This window comes from Nannocystis sp. RBIL2 (assembly GCF_026626745.1).
Classification (GTDB): domain Bacteria; phylum Myxococcota_A; class Polyangia; order Nannocystales; family Nannocystaceae; genus Nannocystis.
Genome location: NZ_JAPNJW010000001.1, coordinates 6,237,246 through 6,251,911 on the forward strand (window position 1 = coordinate 6,237,246; position 14,666 = coordinate 6,251,911).

At 70.3% G+C, this 14,666-nt stretch carries 12 protein-coding genes and 1 riboswitch; of the genes, 8 read left to right on the forward strand and 4 right to left on the reverse strand.

Annotated features, from left to right (window positions below; translation table 11 throughout):
* Positions 1 to 49: 49 nt before the first annotated feature.
* Entirely contained in the window at positions 50 to 1,234 is a 1,185-nt protein-coding gene (locus OV090_RS24855) for a hypothetical protein (RefSeq protein ID WP_267706927.1), read from the reverse strand.
* Between the two features lie 119 nt (positions 1,235 to 1,353).
* Between OV090_RS24855 and OV090_RS24860 the strand changes: the two genes are divergently transcribed.
* The 8 genes from OV090_RS24860 to OV090_RS24895 all read left to right on the forward strand — a co-directional run bounded on the left by OV090_RS24860 (position 1,354) and on the right by OV090_RS24895 (position 11,711).
* Positions 1,354 to 2,676 carry a hypothetical protein gene (locus OV090_RS24860; protein WP_267706929.1) on the forward strand — a complete coding sequence of 441 codons (1,323 nt, stop codon included), beginning with the start codon at positions 1,354 to 1,356 and terminating at the stop codon, positions 2,674 to 2,676.
* A 46-nt stretch (positions 2,677 to 2,722) separates the two neighbouring features.
* Positions 2,723 to 3,193, forward strand: coding sequence for a DUF4863 family protein (locus OV090_RS24865; protein ID WP_267706931.1), 471 nt, complete (start codon positions 2,723 to 2,725; stop codon positions 3,191 to 3,193).
* A gap of 7 nt (positions 3,194 to 3,200) precedes the next feature.
* A complete protein-coding gene (locus OV090_RS24870) occupies positions 3,201 to 4,835 on the forward strand; it encodes an AMP-binding protein (protein WP_267706932.1) in 1,635 nt (544 codons plus the stop codon).
* Positions 4,836 to 4,915: 80 nt separating this feature from the next.
* Positions 4,916 to 5,776 (forward strand): hypothetical protein, encoded by an 861-nt coding sequence (locus OV090_RS24875; protein ID WP_267706933.1) that lies wholly within the window; start codon positions 4,916 to 4,918, stop codon positions 5,774 to 5,776.
* A gap of 132 nt (positions 5,777 to 5,908) precedes the next feature.
* Positions 5,909 to 6,124, forward strand: a riboswitch (cobalamin riboswitch).
* 272 nt (positions 6,125 to 6,396) lie between these two features.
* Entirely contained in the window at positions 6,397 to 8,721 is a 2,325-nt protein-coding gene (locus OV090_RS24880) for a ribonucleoside-diphosphate reductase subunit alpha (protein WP_267707151.1), read from the forward strand.
* Positions 8,718 to 9,740 carry a ribonucleotide-diphosphate reductase subunit beta gene (locus OV090_RS24885; RefSeq protein ID WP_267706934.1) on the forward strand — a complete coding sequence of 341 codons (1,023 nt, stop codon included), beginning with the start codon at positions 8,718 to 8,720 and terminating at the stop codon, positions 9,738 to 9,740. The genes OV090_RS24880 and OV090_RS24885 overlap by 4 nt, the downstream gene beginning before the upstream one ends.
* Positions 9,727 to 10,152 carry an acyl-CoA thioesterase gene (locus OV090_RS24890; protein WP_267706935.1) on the forward strand — a complete coding sequence of 142 codons (426 nt, stop codon included), beginning with the start codon at positions 9,727 to 9,729 and terminating at the stop codon, positions 10,150 to 10,152. The genes OV090_RS24885 and OV090_RS24890 overlap by 14 nt, the downstream gene beginning before the upstream one ends.
* Positions 10,153 to 10,250: 98 nt before the next feature.
* Positions 10,251 to 11,711 carry a tetratricopeptide repeat protein gene (locus OV090_RS24895; RefSeq protein ID WP_267706936.1) on the forward strand — a complete coding sequence of 487 codons (1,461 nt, stop codon included), beginning with the start codon at positions 10,251 to 10,253 and terminating at the stop codon, positions 11,709 to 11,711.
* A gap of 98 nt (positions 11,712 to 11,809) precedes the next feature.
* Here the strand turns inward: OV090_RS24895 and OV090_RS24900 are convergent, their stop codons facing one another.
* The 3 genes from OV090_RS24900 to OV090_RS24910 all read right to left on the reverse strand — a co-directional run bounded on the left by OV090_RS24900 (position 11,810) and on the right by OV090_RS24910 (position 13,901).
* A complete protein-coding gene (locus tag OV090_RS24900) occupies positions 11,810 to 12,316 on the reverse strand; it encodes a GNAT family N-acetyltransferase (protein WP_267706937.1) in 507 nt (168 codons plus the stop codon).
* A gap of 150 nt (positions 12,317 to 12,466) precedes the next feature.
* On the reverse strand, positions 12,467 to 13,306 hold the full coding sequence (locus OV090_RS24905) for an MbnP family copper-binding protein (protein ID WP_267706938.1): 840 nt from the start codon (positions 13,304 to 13,306) through the stop codon (positions 12,467 to 12,469).
* 103 nt (positions 13,307 to 13,409) lie between these two features.
* Positions 13,410 to 13,901: a hypothetical protein gene (locus tag OV090_RS24910; RefSeq protein ID WP_267706939.1), complete on the reverse strand. Its 492-nt coding sequence runs from the start codon at positions 13,899 to 13,901 to the stop codon at positions 13,410 to 13,412.
* Positions 13,902 to 14,666 lie beyond the last annotated feature (765 nt).

Below are 14,666 nucleotides of genomic sequence, written 5' to 3' on the forward strand. Positions count from 1 at the left end.
CGCCGACGAATACCACGATTCGCCGGCGACGACCAGCGCAAAGCGATCGTCACAGGCAGCCGCTGCACAGCTGGACCTTGCCGCGCAGCTCCTCCTGCGGCGTCTGGCCGGGGCTCCACGGCGCGCCGGGATCGGCGAATGGAATGAGGGTACAGCCGCCGCTCACCGCGAAGAAGTTGAAGCCGGCGCCGTGGGGTGCGGCGTCGCTCGGGTAGTTGAACTCGGCGGTCGGCGAGAACGGGTCGGTGTCGTCGAGGATGCAGCGCGGGGCCTCGCAGCCGCCGAGCTGCGGCAGGCACTGCGGCTGCTTCATGGGCGCGACGTTCTGCAGGGTGGCGTTCAGCCACACGTCGAGCGGCACGTCGAGGGTGATGTCGGCGGCCCACGGCTCCGCGGCGCGGATCACGAGCTGGCCGAAGTTGTCGATGCCGCACGGGCATTCGGGGGCCCAGGCCTCGCGGCCGCTGCCGTCGGGGAAGCCCGCGCAGGCGGCGACGCTCTCCGGCGGACAGGCGGGGGCGGGCGAGAGGTCGCGACACATGCGCACCTTGGCCCGCCCGGCCTGGAGATCGAGCTCGCCGCCGCTGCACAGATCGAGGACGGTGACGTCGCTGCGCCGCGGCCACGAGTCCTCGGAGGTGTTGTCCTCGGTGGTGACGAACAGCTCGCCGCGGTAACCCCTCGGCAGGTGGACGCGGAAGTCCATGCCGGTGCGGAGGGGCTGCGACTGGCCGTCGTAATAGGCGTAGATCGCACAATTGTCCTTCCACGCGCCGTCGGTGCAATCCTCGGCCTTCGGCGGGCGCGGCACTGGCTTGGCGGAGAACACGAATGCCCACAGCGACAGCCGCTCCAGGGCTTCGGCCTCGACCGCGTCGCCGAACACGTACTTGCGGGTCTCGATGGTGATGGTCTCCTCGTCGTGATCGAAGAGGACCTCGACGAGGCCGCGGTTGGCGAAGTTGCGGTCGAGCTCCTTGCGGCCGACGGTGAGCGTGCGGATGTCGGCGAGCGGGAACGGCAAGGCGTCGACGACGACCTCCCACGCGCCCTCGCGGGGACCTATCTCCTCGGGCGGCAAGGGGCTGGGGGTCTCGGTCTCGCCGGCGGTGGTGCCGGTCCCGGTCTCGCCGCCGGTGGCGGTCTCGCTGTCGCCGCTGCCGGGTCGACAGCCGCCGAGGACGAGGCCGCCGAACAAAGCCATGAAGACGCCGCACGAATGAAGGGTCGGCATGATCTTCGGTTAGCACGCGGCGCACTGAAACGGATGCGCGCGACGAGCGCGGACCGATCGAAAATCGTGCGAGTTCGAGCCGGACCGAGCGGCAGAACATGCGTGTTATGGTCGCGAGGATGCGACGCTCCACGCTCACTCTGGTGATGACGACGCTGGCCTGCAGCCCGCACGCGCCGCCGCCGTCGCCGAGAGTCGTGGTCGCTGATTCTCCCGCGGAGGGGCCGCCGGAGCCCGCGGCGCCGCGCGAGGCGTCGCCGCCCAAGCAGGAGCCGCGCGAGCCGCTGCCGCCGAAATCACCGCCGGCGAGCACGACGTGGACGACGCTGACGGTCGCGCCCGGCTGCGAGCTGCAGATCGCCGACGCGCCGGCGGACCTGGGCCCGCCTTTGACGTGGGCGCCGTGCAAGGGCGGGCCGGAGGGTTGCCTCGAGGCGCCGACTCAGACGGCAGAGGCGCTGGCACCCGACCTCGATCTGATGGGGCTGTCGCGCGGCGGGCAGGTGACGATCGCGGCGCTCCGCTCGCTGTCGGGGCCGCGCTCGCGCTACCTGCTGGCGCCGCGCGACGGCCTGCCGTTCTTCGCGGTCGAGGGGCCGCGAGACACTCAATGTTCTTTGGGACAGATCGGTCTTTCGGACGACGGCGCGGTGATCGAGGTGGCGTTCGACAACGACGACGGTTACGCCTCGCGCGCGTACCTGCGCGGGCCGTTGGCCGAGGACGCGGCCTGGCGCGAGGTGGCCGCGGTGCTGCCGCGCAAGCAGTTCCGCGGCTTCATCGGCGAGTCGGTGCTGTCGGTCGGCGGGCGCGTGGTGGTCGAGCAGAACGGAGGGCCGCTGCGCTGGTACGACGCGGAGGCCAGGCGGTGGCAGGAGGTGCGGGGCTCGCACGACGGCTGGGAGTGTTGCGCCAGCGGGCACGGCGACGCGGTGGTGTTCTCGTACGCGGCGATCCCCGAGCGGCCGATGGCGGCGCGGCTCGGCGAGCGGGCGCACTCGCTGCGCCCCGGGCCGGTCGCGGGCATGAGCCCGGTGATGATCGACGGTGCGCGCGCGGTGTGGCTCGAAGGTCGCGGGCGCGACAACAACAATATTTATAAGGCGATCGCGCTGTGGACGGCGGACGTGGTCGACGGGCCGGCGCTGGCGAACGCGCGGCAGGTGCTGCCGCTGTCGCTGAAGACGATGCCGACGCCGCAGTTCGGCGGCGGGGTGGTGGTGATTCCCATGGGAGAGCGCGCGGACGGGCTGATGATCGTGCGGCTCGATCCGCTCGAGCAGCGGGCCCTGCGTGCACCGGCCGATCAGATCGTCGAGCGGGTGTTGTGGATCACGAGCGACGAGGTGGCGGTGCGGATCGGGTCCGGCGAGATGGGCGGAGAGCCCGGCGTGTTGCGGCGGATCCCGCTCGCGGCGCTGCCGCCGTGGACCGCGAAGTGAGGGGGTTGCGGGCGCGCGCGAAACGGCCTAGCGTCGGCCGACGATCATGGATCTGCCGCGCTTCGAAGCCCTGATGGTCGACCTCACCACGAAGGTCGCAGGACGCCCGCTCGACGCCGATCTGGCCGAGTGGCTCAACCGCGAGGTCCCGGCCGACGGGCCCGAATTCGCCGCGATCGCGCAGGCCTGCCGCGAGGCGGTGGCGGCCGGGTGGATGTGCAGCCGCGAGCACGCGGGCATCAAGTACGGGCGCGTGATCAAGGCCGGGCCGGCGACGCACGGGTTCTCGGTCGACGTGGTCGACATGGACGAGATCGCCGGCGGGCATCACGTGCATCCGAACGGCGAGATCGACATGGTGATGCCGCTGGCGAGCGAGGCGAAGTTCGACGGCCACGGCGCGGGCTGGTGCGTGTATCCGCCGGGCAGCGCGCACACGCCGACGGTCGCGGGCGGGCGGGCGTTCGTGCTCTACCTGCTGCCGCAGGGGGCGATCCAGTTCACCCCGGCGGCGTGACGCGGCGATGACGACGCCGAAGCTGTCGTACGTGCACGGCACCAGCGCGACGCCGCTGCTGGGCGAGACGATCGGCGAGAACCTGCGGCGCACGGTGCTGCGGGTGCCCGATGCCGACGCGCTGGTGGTCCGCTCGCAGGGCTTCCGCGCGACGTACTCGCAGCTGTGGGCGTGGACCGGGCAGGCCGCGCGCGGGCTGATGGCGCTCGGGGTGCAGCGCGGCGACAGGGTCGGGATCTGGTCGCCCAACCGGGCCGAGTGGGTGATCTCGCAGTACGCGGCGGCGCGGGTCGGGGCGATCCTCGTCAACATCAACCCGGCGTATCGAGCCGACGAGCTGCAGTACGCGCTGCGCCAGTCGGGCGTGTCGGTGCTGCTGCTGGCGCGGCGGCACCGCGGCTCGGACTACGCGGCGATGGTCGCAGAGGTGATGCCGGGCTGCCCGGCGCTGCGCCTGACGATCGTGTTCGAGGACGGCTGGGACGCGCTGCTGGCCGGCGGGTCGTCGGTGTCCGAGGACGAGCTGGCGGCGCGCGAGGCGACGCTGCAATTCGACGACCCGGTCAACATTCAATACACCAGCGGCACCACCGGCGCGCCCAAGGGGGCGACGCTGTCGCACCACAACATTCTCAACAACGGGTTTTACATCGGCGAGACGCTGCGCTACGGCGAGCGCGACCGCGTGTGCATCCCGGTGCCGTTCTACCACTGCTTCGGGATGGTGATCGGCAACCTCGCGTGCACGAGCCACGGTGCGTGCATGGTGATCCCCGGCGAGGTGTTCGACCCGGCGGCCACGCTCGAGGCGGTGCAGGAGGAGGGGTGCACTTCGCTGTACGGCGTGCCGACGATGTTCATCGCCGAGCTCGAGCACCCGCGGTTCGCCGAGTTCGACCTGAGCACGCTGCGCACCGGGGTGATGGCCGGCTCGCCGTGCCCGATCGAGACGATGAAGCAGGTGCAGTCGCGCATGCACATGCACGAGGTGACGATCTGCTACGGCATGACCGAGACGTCGCCGGTGTCGACCCAGAGCGCCTGCGACGATCCGTTCGAGCAGCGCGTGACCACTGTCGGGCGGGTTCACCCGCACCTCGAGGTGAAGATCGTCGACCCGGAGACCGGTGCGATCGTGCCGCGGGGCGTCCGCGGCGAGCTGTGCACCCGCGGCTACAGCGTGATGCTCGGCTACTGGAACGACGCCGCGGCCACGCGCGCGGCCATCGACGAGGCCCGCTGGATGCACACCGGCGACCTGGCGGTGATCGACGACGCGGGCTTCGTCAGTATCGTCGGGCGGATCAAGGACCTCATCATCCGCGGCGGCGAGAACATCTACCCGCGCGAGGTCGAGGAGCTGCTGCACACGCACCCGCACGTCAGCGAGGCGCAGGTGATCGGGGTGCCGAGCCAGCGCTACGGCGAGGAGGTGATGGCGTGGATCAAGCTGCGCGCCGGGGCCAGCGTCACCGCCGACGAGCTGCGGCAGTTCTGCCTGGCCAGGCTGGCGCGCTTCAAGGCGCCCGTGTTCTGGAAATTCGTGGAGAGCTTCCCGATGACCGTGACCGGGAAGATCCAGAAGTATCGGATGCGCGAGATCGCCGTCGCCGAGCTCGAGCAGGCGGCGCGCAGCGAGTGACGCGGGCGGCCGCGCGCCACGACCTCGCTGCGGCTGCGACCGGCGGTCGCGCGAGGCCGGGAACTCCGGTACGGTGAGGCGTGCGCGTCGCCCTCGCCGCTGCCCTGCTCCTGACCGCCTGCGGCGGGGTCGCGCCCGCGAGCACCGACGCGAGCAGCACAGGCACCGCGAGCTCGACGAGCACCGGCGCGCCGATCGACTGCGCCGGCGCGCCCGACGACCTCTTTATCAAAAGAATCGCGCCGTTGCTGGCGACGGACCGGCCGAAGACGTGCAACACCTGTCACCTGTCGGGCGTCGACATGGAGATGTTCGTGAAGGACACGCCGTGTCAGACGATGGCGTGCCTCGAGTCGAAGGGGCTGGTCGACCTGAGCGCGCCGGAGGCGAGCGTGGTGCTGGGGTGGATCTCCCGCGCCGACCCGGCGAGCCCGTTGATTGACCAATCGGTGATCGACGAGGAGTACCAGGCGTTCCTGGCGTGGATCGAGGCGACCGCGCAATGTGGGCTGTGTTGGTCGGGTGATTCGCCGTGTGGCGAGCCGAGCGGCGAGAAGTGCGAGGAGGACGAGGGGGCGCCGGCGTGGGTCGACCCCGGCGATTGCTCGCCGCTGACGCGCGAGTCGTTGTTCCGCCACAAGGTGTACGCGTGGCGCGACCGCTGCTTCCCGTGCCACTTCGACAGCTCCGACATCGAGGCGCCGAAGTGGATCGCCACCGGCTCGTGCGAGCTCGGGTCGCTGATGACGATGCGCAACGTGCTGGAGCGCGGGCTCGTGAACTACGCCGAGCCGGAGCAGAGCCTGCTGCTGCTGAAGCCGCTGGCCGAGAGCGCCGGCGGGGTGATGCACGGCGGGCACGACAAGTTCGCCGACAAGACCGACGAGGCCTACGTCGACTTCCTCGCGTGGATCTCCCGCGAGGTCGAGTGCGCGCCGTGAGACCTGTCCTTCGGGACAGCTAGTGCACGAGGCGAAGACGTCCGTTCAGGACGTCCGTCGAGGACGTGAAGAAGAGCTGCGCAAGTGCGCAGGTCGGCCACATTTTGTGTTGACGCCCTGGGAGCACCCCCATATATTGCGGTCGGCGCTGGTACCCTCTGCGTTTGCGAAGACGCAGCGGGTTTAATAGGGAACCCGGTGAGAATCCGGGGCTGCCCCGCAGCGGTAAGCGAGAACGAACCCCACGGAGCACTGGCCGCGCGGCCGGGAAGTGTGGGTAGTAGGGACTCGGCGGCGACGTCGAGAAGCTCGTGAGCCCGAAGACCTGCCTGCGCCCGGCGACGGGAGACATCCGCCGCCGGAACGACCTGGAAGCCTCGCGGGAGGCGCGGTGCAAGCGAAGCGGAGACCCCGCGACTCGCCTCTGCCCCTGTCCCGCGCCGACTTTCGGTCGCCCGCGGGGGCGAGAGGTCGGTGCAGGCGTTCGCTCGCGCTGACTCTCTGCCCCGGCTCCCTCCTCGCGGTCCACGCGCGAACACGAGGAGGGCGAGATGGACAGGGACAGCACGACGAGCGAGGCGACGCTGGGCGAGCCGACGCGCTCTGGTTTTCAGACCAGCATGCGGGTGAAGAAGCGCAGTGGCGCGCTCGAGCCGGTCGACATCCACAAGATCGTGCAGGCGGTCGACCGCTGCTGCGCCGGCCTCGACGCGGTCGACGCGGTGCGCGTGGCGACGCGGACGATCAGCGGGCTGTACGACGGCGCGACCACGCAGGAGCTCGACTCGCTGTCGATCCAGACCGCGGCGGCGCTGATCGCAGAGGAGCCGCAGTACTCACGGCTGGCGGCGCGGCTGCTGTCGACCTACGTCGAGGCCGAGGTCGGGCTCTCCGGGGTGCGTACGTTCTCCGAGTCGGTCGCGCTCGGCCGGCGGCTGAACCTCATCCACGAGCGGCTGCAGGCGTTCGTCAGCGCGGCCGCGGACGAGCTCGACGCGGTGATCGATCCGTCGCGCGACCTCGAGTTCGAGTACTTCGGCCTGCGCACGGTCTACGACCGCTACCTGCTGCGCCACCCGCAGACGCGGCAGGTGATCGAGACGCCGCAGCAGTTCTTCATGCGGATCGCCTGCGCCCTGGCCGAGTCGGCGGTCGAGGCGCGTGAGCTGTACGCGCTGCTGTCGGCGCTCGAGTACCTGCCGAGCTCGCCGACGCTGTTCAACGCCGGCACGCGACATGAACAATTGGCCAGCTGCTTCCTGCTCGACTCGCCGCGCGACCAGCTGTCGCACATCTATCAGCGCTACCACGACGTGGCGATGCTGTCGAAGTTCTCCGGCGGGATCGGCCTGGCCTACCACCGCGTGCGCTCGCGCGGCTCGCTGATCACCGTGACCAACGGGATCTCCTGCGGCATCGTGCCCTGGCTCAAGACGCTCGACGCGTCGGTGGCGGCGGTCAACCAGGGCGGCAAGCGCAAGGGCGCCTGCTGCGTGTACCTCGAGTCGTGGCACGCCGACATCGAGGCGTTCCTCGAGCTGCGCGACAACACCGGCGACGAGGCCAGCCGCACGCACAACCTCAACCTCGCCAACTGGGTGCCCGACCTTTTCATGCGCCGGGTCGAGGCCGACGCGGCGTGGAGCCTGTTCGACCCCAAGACCGTGAAGGACCTGCCCGACCTGTACGGCGAGGCGTTCGAGGCCCGCTACGTCGAGTACGAGCAGGCCGGACTGGCCGTAAGGACAGTCCCGGCGCGCGACCTGTACGCGCGGATGATGCGGACGCTGGCGCAGACTGGCAACGGCTGGATGACCTTCAAGGATCGCTGCAACACCACCTGCAACCAGACCGGGGCGGCGGGGCGGGTGGTGCACCTGTCGAATCTTTGTACCGAGATCGTCGAGGTCACTGCGGGCGACGAGGTCGCGGTGTGCAACCTCGGCTCGATCAACCTCGCGCGGCACACGAGGACCGGTCCAGATGGACAGGTCGAGGTCGACTTTTCAAAGTTGGCGCGGACGGTGCGGCTGGCGGTGCGGCAGCTCGATCGGGTGATCGACCTCAACTACTACTCGCTGCCGGGGGCGCGCGACTCGAACCATCAGTGGCGGCCGGTCGGGCTCGGGCTCATGGGTCTGCAGGACGTGTTCTTCCAGCTCGGCCTGTCCTTCGACTGCGCGGCCGCGCGGGCGCTGTCGCGGCAGATCTCCGAGGAGGTGTATTTTCATGCGCTCGCGGCTTCGTGCGCCCTGGCGCAGGAGCGCGGGGCGCACCCGAGCTTCGGCGAGACCCGGGTGGCGCGCGGGGAGCTGCAGTTCGACGCCTGGGGCGCGACGGCGAGCGAACCTGAACGATGGGACAGGCTGCGGGCGGACATCCGCGCGCACGGGCTGCGCAACTCGCTGCTGGTGGCGATCGCGCCGACGGCCACGATCGCGGCGATCGCCGGCTGCTACGAGTGCATCGAGCCGCAGGTGTCGAACCTGTTCAAGCGCGAGACGCTGTCGGGCGACTTCCTGCAGGTCAACCGCTACCTGGTGGCGACGCTCAAGCAGCTCGGCCTGTGGACCGAGGCGAACCGCGACCGGCTCAAGCTGGCCGAGGGCTCGGTGCAGCAGCTCGAGGGGCTGCCGGAGGCGCTCAAGCTGGTGTACCGCACCGCGTGGGAGCTGCCGATGCGCTCGCTCATCGACATGGCGGCCGAGCGCGGGGCGTTCATCGATCAGAGTCAGTCGCTCAACCTGTTCATCGAGAGCCCGAGCATCGGCCAGCTGTCGAGCATGTACTTCTACGCGTGGAAGCGCGGGCTCAAGACGACCTACTACCTGCGCTCGCGCCCGGCGACGCGGATCGCCAAGGCCACCGTGGCGACCGCCGCGGAGCCGCGGGCCGCGGTCGCGTGCTCGCTCGAGAACCCCGAATCCTGTGAGGCCTGCCAATGAGTCACGTCCACCGCCCCGCCCGCCTGCTCGACCCCGGCCTGTGCCTCTCGCTGAGGCCGATGCACTACCCGGTATTTTTCGAGATGTACCGGGCGGCGATCAAGAACACCTGGACGGTCGAGGAGGTCGACTTCTCGACCGACGTCGCCGACCTGCGCGGGCGCATGTCGCCGGCCGAGCGCCACCTCGTGCAGCGCCTGGTCGCGTTCTTCGCCACCGGTGACGCGATCGTCGCCAACAACGTGGTGCTGAGCCTGTACCGCCACATCAACGCCCCCGAGGCGCGGATGTACCTGTCGCGCCAGCTGTATGAAGAGGCGCTGCACGTGCAGTTCTACCTGACGCTGCTCGACACATACGTGCCCGACCCCGACGAGCGCCACCGGGCGTTCGCGGCGATCGAGACGATCCCGTCGATCCGCCGCAAGGCCGAGTTCTGCATGCGCTGGCTCGACTCGCTGCAAGGCACCGAGCGGCTCGAGGACCGCGCGCACCGGCGCAAGTTCGTGCTCAACCTGATCTGCTTCGCCGCCTGCGTCGAGGGGCTGTTCTTCTTCGGCGCGTTCGCCTACGTGTACTTCCTGCGCTCGCGCGGGCTCTTGCACGGGCTGGCGGCCGGGACCAACTGGGTGTTCCGCGACGAGAGCGCGCACATGCGCTTCGCGTTCGAGGTGGTGAGCACGATCCGCCGCGAGGAGCCGGAGCTGTTCGACGCGTCGCTCGAGGCCGAGGTGCAGGCGATGATCGCCGAGGCGATCGACTGCGAGACGCAATTCGCCGAGGACCTGGTCGGCGGCGGGGTGGCGGGGCTGTCGGTCGGCGACATCCGCCAGTACCTCGAGTTCTGCGCCGACCAGCGGCTCGCGACGCTGGGGATGACACGCCGCTACGGCGCGAAGAACCCGCTGGCGTTCATGGAATTGCAGGACGTGCAAGAGGTGGCAAACTTCTTCGAGCGCCGGGTCTCGGCGTACCAGGTCGGAGTGACCGGACAGGTGGTGCTCGATGCAGCGTTCTGACGACAATGACGAGCGGATCGAGGCGGGTCGGGTGCGCGAGGCCCGGCTCGTCGAGATGGTGTTCCCGGAGCAGACGAACCACTACGGGACGCTGTTCGGCGGGCAGGCGCTGGCGCTGATGGACAAGGCGGCGTTCGTGGCGGCGTCCCGCTACGCGCGCCGCACGGTGGTGACGGCCAGCAGCGAGCGCGTCGACTTCCACGTGCCCATCCGCCAGGGGCAACTGGTGGAGCTGATCGCTCGCGTGGTCGGGACGGGCCGGACGTCGATCACTGTGGAGGTCGAGGTGTTCGCCGAGGATCTTCTCACTGGCGATCGCCAGCTCGGGACGCGCGGGCGCTTCGTGCTGGTGGCCCTCGATGCGCACGGCAATCCCACGACGGTGCCTCCGCTCGTGGAACCGCAGGGGTGATTCGAGCGCGGCGCGGGGAGGAACGAGGTTTCGGGGTCCTCCGCGTGCCGCCACGAGCGCGGGCCAGTTCGGCTACAATCGCGGCGAGGAGCCGCTCCATGGGATTTTTCGACCGCCTCTTCGGCAAGCGCAGCGCGGGCATCGACGACCCCGAGCAGCTCCGTCTCCAGCTGTTCGACGCCGCGGCGCACGGCGACCTGTCGCGGCTGGCGAAGCTCTGCCGCGCGCATCGACAGGCGGTCGTGAGCCAGTTTCCGACCTGGCAGAAGGTTCCGGAGCATCTGCGGTCCGACCCGGCGGCGATGCAGTCGCACGTCCAGGCGCTGGTGGCGATCGCTCAGGTGTTCGCGCAAGAGCTGGGCGACGCCTCGCTGTTCCAGCGGCTGATGGGCACGCCGCGCGACAACCCGTTGCTGCGCTGGCAAGAGGCGCTGCGCCAGGCCGAGGAGCTGATCGGCGCGCTCGACTTCGCGGCCGCGCGCGACCTGCTGACGCGCGTGCTGCCCGAGGTCGAGGGCCTCCAAGGCAGCGGGGTCGAGGCGCTGCTGCCGATCACTCTCGGGCGGATCGGCGAGTGTCACTTCGAGCTCGGCGAGGCCGAGCAGGCGCTGCCGTACATGCAGCAGGCGCTGGCGCTGTGCGAGCAGGCCGGCGACGCGGAGGGCGTGCAGATCTACCTCGGCAACCTGTTCGAGGCCCACCGCTGGCTCGAGCAGCGCGAGCCCGCGGCCGCGTGCGCGCGCCGGCTGGCCGAGCTGGCCGCCGATCCTGCGGTGCAGCGTCGGCGCTTGCGCCGGGCCGCGCGGGTCGCCGCAGGGGAGCCGCGGAATCGCGTGCTGGCGGTGATCGACGGCGCGCCGCACGAGCTCGACGAGCTGCAGTCCCTGGCGGAGGGGCATGTCCGCTTCGTGTTCGAGCGCGACCGGATCACCCTGCGCCGCGCGACCGCGGCCACCGAGGCGGGCGAGGCCTGCGGCGGCGAGGGCGAACTCGCCGAGGCCCTCGCTCACTTCGAGCGGGCTGCGGCCGCCGATCGCCACGCTCCGCACTGTCGTTACCAGGCCGCCTTCACCCTGCTCCACCTGCGGCGCTACGCCGAAGCGGAGGCCGCGTACGCGGAAGTCGAGAGTCTGGCGCCCGGGTGGTTCCACTGCCGCTCCGATCGCTGGCTCGCGGGTCAGCTCGCGGCCGGGGCCGTTGCGCACGAGATCTTCCTCGTCGCGCATGCGCTGCAGGACGGGCCGATGGCGCCCGAGGAGAAGCTCGACCTGTCCGAAGGGGCATTGACAGCAGCGCCGCGGCTGGCGCTGCTGCATCTGCAGCGCGGCAAGCAGCTCGTGCAGCTCGGGCGCGAGGCCGAGGCGGTCGCGGCGTTCCGCGCCGGCCTCGCCGGTGACGGTGAGCCGGACGTGTATAGCCGATTGCGCGTCGAGCTCGCCACTCGCTGCGAAGATCCACAAGAGCGCGCGGGCCTGCTCCGCGACGCCCAGGCGCCCGGCGGCAACCTCATCGCCGCCGCGACCGCCCAGTTGCTCGCGCTCGCTCCCGCGAACGAATAGGATTCGCACTGTGAATGCGATCACGACGGGCGCGCCGATCTGATCGTCGGCGACAGGGCGCTGCGCTGCACCCGGGTGAGCCGCGAGGACGTGACGGCTCAGCGGGTGCGGGCGTAGATCCAGCACGGGCCGGCGGCGTGCCGGTAATCTCGCTCGTGATGCATGCCGATCTTCTCGGCGACGCGAGCGGAAGCGGCGTTGCCGTGCTTGATCAGGGCGATCAGGCGATCGATGCCCAACGTGTGGTGCGCATGGTCGACGATGCCCAGCGCGGCTTCGGTGGCCAGACCCTGCCCCCAGCGCGAGCGGTCGATCAGGTAGGCCACTTCGATCTCATCCACACCGTCCAGGGTCCACGGCAGCAAGCCACAGCGACCGAGGAACGCGCCGCTGCTGCGCTCGACCGTAGCCCACAGGCCCAGGCGCGGATCGTCGGGGTGGCCGTGCCGGTGCCATTCGAGCTCTTCCTGCGTCTGCGCCCGCGTCAGCGTGCCGCAGGGGAGATGCCGTCGCGTTGCTTCGTCGGCGTACAGCGCGGCCAGAGCGTCCAGGTCGCCGGGCAGCAGGCGCCGCAACAACAGCCGTGGGGTCTGCAGGACGATCATGGCGTTGCCAGCCGGGTTCGCGCTCAGGTGATTTCGAATTGTTTGAAGCGTGACGAATACGCAAACCGCAGCCAGCGGCCTGTACGACGAATTCTCGGTGATTGGCCCGGTTCGTCGTACAGAGACGGCTGGCCGTGCTGTCGAGCGCGGTCAGTCGACGCGGAAGACCAGCTGCGCGCCGGTGCTGGCGCCGCTGGCCAGGTCGACGCCGAGGCGAGGGAGCAATTGGGGGCACAGCGGGTCGACGAGGCGCGACCAGCAGCCGCACGGGCCGCCGGCGCCCTGGCTGCAGAAGCGCAGGTCGAGGCCGTCGAAGACGCTGCGCCAGTCGGCGATGATGGTGCTCGACTCGGGGTCGAAGCCGTCGAGGGCGACGTCGAATTGATTCGGGCGCTGGCACGTGCCGAGGCACCCGTCGGCCCCGAGGTCGATGCCGACGCCGGAGAAGATTGGGTCGCTGGCGGAGTGGGGCTCGAACTTGCCCCACGCGGCGAAGAAGACGTGGGCGCCGGTGACTGCGGAGCGCAGGGTCGGCTCGCCCAGCGGCGCGGGCAGGTCGGCCGGGTCGGCGAGGTCGAGCTCGGGCGGGACGCCGACGCGGAAGCGGAGACCGACGTAGTCGGCGCGCTCGCTGCGGTGGGCCTCGGAGAGGACGCCGCGGATCGTCTTGTTGAGGGCCGGGGTGCCGCGGCTGCACTCGCCGCTGGCGTCCTCGAAGTCGAGGAGGGCGACGCCGCGGGCCTGGAACTGGCCGTCGTCGAGCAGCTCCAGCGGGTGCTCGGTGCCGTCGGCGGTGACGAGGCGGATGGCGTGAACGAACACGCGGAAGTCCTGCGGCTTCACGTTGGCGGCGGCCTCGGGGTACACCTCGCTGCAGCTGAAGTAGGAGCCGGCGACGGTGGGACGGAAGAACAGCTCGATGGTGCCGTCGTCGGTGTCGCGTTCAGTGCAGGCGGCGAGGAGGGCGAGGGACACGAGGAGCGCGCGCATCCGTCCAGTTTAGCCGATATGGCCGGAGACGGGCCGCAGGCCGGCCCGGACGTCCGTCGGCGGACCGATGGTTTTCACCGTTCTGCCGGAGAACTCGACGGCCTCACGCACACGGCGCGCCGCCGATGGCGGCCTCGCACAGCGACGCGTCGCCGGCCGCTTGCTCGCAGTGATACAGCCGGCACTCCAGCGAATCCCCGGACATCGCAGGCATGCCCACGGTCGGCAGCATCGCTGCGTCGGCGTTGCAGTTGAGCTCCGATTGCGGGTGCTCCTCGCCCCAGGTGCCGTGATACTGGTCGTGACAATTGACCAGCATGCACTCGCAATAATCAGCGGCGGGCGAGCTGCCGTCCGTCGTCGCCTCGGTCGACGTGTGCTCGTGGCCAGTCGACGTCGGCTCGGTGGCGTGCTCGTGCTCGGTGGTGTGCTCGTGCGCAGTGGTGCCGGCGGTGCCGTCGGTGGTGCCGGTGCCGTCGGTGGTCGAGCTGTGCGCGTGGTCGCCGCTGGTGTCGTGCGAGTCGTGGTCGGTGCCGGAGTGGGTGGTCCCGCAGGCGGCCAGGGCGAGGAGCAGGGGCGCGAGGATCGTCTTCATGGCGGGTGGGTTCGCGGTACGTTCGGCCCGGGCGAGCGGACCGGCGGAGCACTGTAGCCGAGGTGGCGGCAGGGCCGCGGTGCGGCGGCTTGTCGCAGGGCTTCGCGCGCCCCGGCGGAGTGCGTGGGGCTCGCCGGCGACGCTTCAGCCCACGCGCATGAGCGAACTCGCGACGGGTGCGCGGATCGGTGTGGCACCGGAGATCCATAAGGCTCGCCCCCATGCATCGCGCTCGCATCCTCGCCTGTCGCCGGGTGGCTGGCGACCGCGCTCTGCGACTTCGACCGCGACGACCTCGACGGGTGCGCGGGCCAGAGGGAGGATGTCCTCGAGGACAGGTGGCCGCGCTCTCGGCCTGCGTCCGCGACCGCGACCGGCGCGTCAAGACGGATGCTCCTCACCGGCGACGATCACCGCCGCGAGCGCGGGGCCCAAGCTTCTCGATTCGGGGCACGGGCGACTCGGCTCGACCCGCGGATGGTTGATGACGGTCCGCCGTGAGGGGTCGACGAATTCGAGAAACGAGCCGCCCCCTTTAATAAAGTGTGTGTGGATTGATGCGTGTGTTCACATCATGCGATCGCCGTCCATCGCGCGAGCGTCACGATACTGTCATCGTGAGTCGCGGACTTCACGCATTCGCGTTGTCACCGCCGATGAATGGTGACTCATCCGAGCTGTCTGTGTGAGTGGGATGGAGTGCCGCATTGGATGTGACAGCGGCGCGCCAGCGAGCCGTTCTGGGCGCGGTGTGCCACAATATGT

Coding starts and splice junctions, on each gene's coding strand:
- OV090_RS24855 (WP_267706927.1), bottom strand. CDS start 1,234: ATGCCGACCCTTCATTCGTGCGGCGTCTTCATGGCTTTGTTCGGCGGC.
- OV090_RS24860 (WP_267706929.1), top strand. CDS start 1,354: ATGCGACGCTCCACGCTCACTCTGGTGATGACGACGCTGGCCTGCAGC.
- OV090_RS24865 (WP_267706931.1), top strand. CDS start 2,723: ATGGATCTGCCGCGCTTCGAAGCCCTGATGGTCGACCTCACCACGAAG.
- OV090_RS24870 (WP_267706932.1), top strand. CDS start 3,201: ATGACGACGCCGAAGCTGTCGTACGTGCACGGCACCAGCGCGACGCCG.
- OV090_RS24880 (WP_267707151.1), top strand. CDS start 6,397: ATGCGGGTGAAGAAGCGCAGTGGCGCGCTCGAGCCGGTCGACATCCAC.
- OV090_RS24885 (WP_267706934.1), top strand. CDS start 8,718: ATGAGTCACGTCCACCGCCCCGCCCGCCTGCTCGACCCCGGCCTGTGC.
- OV090_RS24890 (WP_267706935.1), top strand. CDS start 9,727: ATGCAGCGTTCTGACGACAATGACGAGCGGATCGAGGCGGGTCGGGTG.
- OV090_RS24895 (WP_267706936.1), top strand. CDS start 10,251: ATGGGATTTTTCGACCGCCTCTTCGGCAAGCGCAGCGCGGGCATCGAC.
- OV090_RS24900 (WP_267706937.1), bottom strand. CDS start 12,316: ATGATCGTCCTGCAGACCCCACGGCTGTTGTTGCGGCGCCTGCTGCCC.
- OV090_RS24905 (WP_267706938.1), bottom strand. CDS start 13,306: ATGCGCGCGCTCCTCGTGTCCCTCGCCCTCCTCGCCGCCTGCACTGAA.
- OV090_RS24910 (WP_267706939.1), bottom strand. CDS start 13,901: ATGAAGACGATCCTCGCGCCCCTGCTCCTCGCCCTGGCCGCCTGCGGG.